The sequence below is a fragment of the Corynebacterium sp. MSK297 genome (assembly GCF_030232885.1).
Classification (GTDB): domain Bacteria; phylum Actinomycetota; class Actinomycetes; order Mycobacteriales; family Mycobacteriaceae; genus Corynebacterium.
Genome location: NZ_JASPGD010000021.1, coordinates 1 through 3,879, shown reverse-complemented (window position 1 = coordinate 3,879; position 3,879 = coordinate 1). Strand labels below are relative to the sequence as shown.

The following is a 3,879-nucleotide window of genomic DNA, read 5'->3' as shown; positions in this document are numbered from 1 at the left end:
ATTTCCTCCAGATCGCGGTAGCTCACCCCGTAGCGGCAGTACCACCGCACTGCCCACAGAATGATGTCACGGGGAAATGACGACCGGAGAAGATACCCATGGCTGTGATTACATCACGTCGCCGTTCCTACTGCCCCAACTTTGCAACAGCACCTTTGTCTTTCGGGGAAAGGCACGGAGCCTGCTAATAGGCAGTTTTCACCCCGAGGATGTGACCGATCTCCCCGGGGCATCAACCTATGCGTGGGAGTTAATCCAATCAAGGGCAAAATTGGCTTGCATGATTGAAGTGCGGGCGTAGCTTGGAATGGCGGTGGTCGGTGCTGCTGCTTCCCCCGCAAATAGAACTCTGTTACCGGCCTGCGCAGTGCCCCAACCATTATTTAAAGAGGCACCGACCCAGCGAGAAGTGTTTGGCTTTATTTGACCAGGGAAAATTCCTTTGTTGTGTTTGATCCATCCGGGGTCCTCATAGCCACAGGCGCAAACTACCGCTTCGACTCGGTGAGAATTACCCGAAGCATCTTTTAGGTCCACAGCGTTTCGAGCTTGTTCCCCTGATCCCTGGCCGCGAGCTAGGACAAGGCTCCCTGCTTGAAAACCTTCTCGTAGGTTTTTCGCGCCTTGCACAGGCATGGCGGTCACGTAACGATGTATCCAATCTGATATCCCATTGAGGAGAGTCTGCCTTAGGGAGACTTTTAGAGGTGACCAGGTCTGATTGGCTAGGTCCACCATGCGACCGATCATTTTTTCCCATACAGAATAACCATTTTCAGCTAATTCATAGTCCAGCAGAAAACGATCAGTGCCATTCCTGGGGAGGGGCTCCCTAAGACGTCCCGGATACCAGCCGAGGGAGGTGGCGTGCTGAATGGCGTATTGTCTAAAATCCTCTACGCTGCGGGAGTGTGCACGGAACTCCTCTGCTGGCATTTCCTTTGGGGCGTTTAACTGAAGCGAAGTACGTACCCCGGGAAGTTGGCCGCTGGGGCTAAGCATAACTGCCTCCACCCCCTCAAATAACGCTAATCGTGCGGCGTCCACGGCAGAGAGGCCAGTACCTAAAATACCGATGCGGGAAGTGGGATGGTTTTCTAGCCAGTGTGAAAAACTGGGGTCATAGGGGCTAGGGAAAACTGGGACCGTATCACGGTATGACTGGCAAGATGAAGGGACCCGTGCTGTTTTTCGGCCACCTGTGATGATGACGAAATCGGCTTTAAAGAGCCCGTGACGCGCAGTATGAATGAGGACAGGGGGTGCAGAATCTTCTACACAAATGACCGAATCGAGTACGTACTGAAGACGGTCATCGCAGCTGCCGCTCTCAGAGGGTAGAGCCTGTTGCAGGTAAGATCCGTACTTTTTTCTTGAAGAGAATACAGAACTGGACTCTTGTTTATTGTATCCCAGGAACTCCGCAAAATCATGTGGTTCCTCGACATCCAGCGACATTACTGAAGTACTTGTGTTACATAGCAAGCGTTTATCAACATGGCCAAAAGCAAGGTGCTTCTGAGGAGGTGTCGCGTCAAAAATAGTGAGTTCAATATGCGGGAAAGTAGAAGATACCCGTCGTGCGACCGCTGCAGCAGCGACCCCTGCGCCGATAACAGCAATTCGGGTCGTCATCACGCATCCTTTCCGGGGGCAACAGTAAACAGATCACCATGGGCGTCGAAAGACTCAAGAGATTGAAGATCGGTCTCAACAGCAGCACGGTCAGAAGAGCCCAGAAAAACCATGCCAAACGCACCAGTTGTTACGCGATTCGAGTTATCGATATAAGTGCCGATCTTTGGTCGCCGCGAGATTCTCTGAACGGTCGGGCGAGTTTGGACAAGATCCCAGTGGCACTGTTGAAGCACACCGTTTGACTGCGGGGTAGGCATGAGCCAGGCGACACACCCGTCAAGATTTCCGGCGAGTACTTCCTGTTCGGCAGCTTGTAAACCATCCACTAGCATCGTGGCGAGAACGCTGATCTGGCTGAAACCGCGAGTCGGGAAATAGACCTCGTCGGGTACTTCGGGGCCCATACAGCGACCGTTGTATTCAATAAGTACCCACTGCCCCTTAGACCACCTCAGTTCCACGTGGGAGGCTCCGAAGTTTACTTCCAGAGCGTCAAGGAGCGATAAGGTATATTCCACGGCACCGGAATAGTGGTTGTCCTCCGGTCCTACTGTGATAGCTGAATATATGTGGGGAGCTCCAGATTCCTCCGTAAGTCCGTATCGGAAAACTTCAGTCACAATATGACGCCCTTCGGCTGTAACCGTGTTCACAAAATATTGAGGTCCGTCTACGTACTCCTGAAGAACCACGGAGGGTGATTTTTCTCCTAGCAAAGTCGTAGAATTTTGAATGGTAGTAATCGCTTGAAGAGTCTCGGGTTCTGTTTTGCAGAAATAGACATGGTCACTGCCCCCGCTTCCCACAGGCTTGACAACACAATCCTTGACCAGGGACGGGTCTAGATAAAGGCTATCTTGTGCAGAAGCGGGGGATAGGGTAACAGACCTTGGGGCACGCAGTCGATATTGGTGAGCAACTTCAATCATTCCTTGCTTATGGCGACGGTGCCAGATCTTCTCTCTACCGTTATGCGGTAGTCCTAACTCAGCTGAAACCCACTCAGCTATGGATACTCCTGATTCGCTTCCCAGCACAACAAGGTCAAATTTTTCTTGGCTACATTCCCGGAGTAGGGCCAGGGCCCATGGATCGGAAATGCTCCCGTCTTCGTTAGCTGAGATGGCATACGGCGGGTTAGCAGTAGCAACCTCTACGTCCCTTTTTTGGCGCAGGGTTGCCACCAGATCGGCGCCACTTGAAGAATCATCAACTACTAATATTTTCATTTTTCCGTGTTCCCCACATTGCTTGGCTTATGGTTATTGCCACAATGAGCATCAACAAAGTTAACTGAATTGGTTCGACTTGAGAGCCCAATGCCACCTCGGTAGCCATCACCACGGCCGGAAGGGCCGCGATGATCAGTGCCGAGATGAAAGGCGGCGCTAAGGTAATTCCCCACTGCAAGAGCAGGATAGGAAAAGTAATGCACATCACCGATAGCAGGACGATTGACAGGGTAGAGCCTCGAAGCATCTCCGCTTCCACGGAAAAGAAAGCCACGAGACCGCTAATAATCCAAGCTAAGTGAAACCTCACTGCTGCAATCGTGAGAACGCTGTTCCCTTGTTCAGTAGCCCAGCGCGAGGAGTAAAGCACTCCTACCGCAGAAATTCCTGCGCCTACAGCTAGAGCGAAACCCAGATAAGACTGGGGTGAACTGCTTCCCGTTCCTAGGAAGAAAAAACATAGAGCCAGAACCACTACTGCAGTTGTTGACACCAATGAACTGCTGAGCCTTCTGGCCGACCAAGTCATTATTACTGCGACAATAAAAGGGCCGACTCCTGTTTCGATGACACTTGCTGCAGTGGGCTGCATCAAAGTAGTGGAAACATAGAATAAGCAGAAAGCGCCCGCAGTAAACAGATTGAGGCTTGCTGCAGTTGTCATTTTCATGGGGGGATGCGGTGTTTCCGTAGCTCGGTATTTTCTACGATAAAACGCTAAATAGACCACTGTGGAGATAATCGCCGCGATAAGAAACGCTGAAAACGTAGTAAAAGTAGATAGCTCTGGGTCTACTTGGGCTCCGACTATCGCAGTGCCGATTCCTTGCCATAGGACAGCTAGGGCTACGATAACCGCCCCTACACCTGGTTTATTGGACTGGATCATAAAACTGAAGTGTACTGGGTTTTGTTCCTAGGCATTTACCTTATTTTCCATTAGTTCCCGGGACCCATCTTGTTCCCACAACGCGTCTTCAACCTCGACCGGGGTACGGTACCCCAAGCT

The 3,879-nt window shown here is 51.4% G+C and carries 3 protein-coding genes and 1 pseudogene; all 4 read right to left on the bottom strand.

What is annotated here, in order from left to right:
* A pseudogene (locus tag QP888_RS10885) lies at window positions 1-100 on the bottom strand (IS6 family transposase); the annotation flags it as partial.
* A 137-nt stretch (window positions 101-237) separates the two neighbouring features.
* Entirely contained in the window at window positions 238-1,635 is a 1,398-nt protein-coding gene (locus QP888_RS10880) for an FAD/NAD(P)-binding protein (RefSeq protein ID WP_284813579.1), read from the bottom strand.
* On the bottom strand, window positions 1,635-2,867 hold the full coding sequence (locus tag QP888_RS10875; RefSeq protein ID WP_284813578.1) for an ATP-grasp domain-containing protein: 1,233 nt from the start codon (window positions 2,865-2,867) through the stop codon (window positions 1,635-1,637). The genes QP888_RS10880 and QP888_RS10875 overlap by 1 nt, the downstream gene beginning before the upstream one ends.
* Window positions 2,848-3,759 (bottom strand): DMT family transporter, encoded by a 912-nt coding sequence (locus tag QP888_RS10870; protein WP_284608824.1) that lies wholly within the window; start codon window positions 3,757-3,759, stop codon window positions 2,848-2,850. Before QP888_RS10870 ends, QP888_RS10875 begins: the two co-directional genes overlap by 20 nt.
* Window positions 3,760-3,879 lie beyond the last annotated feature (120 nt).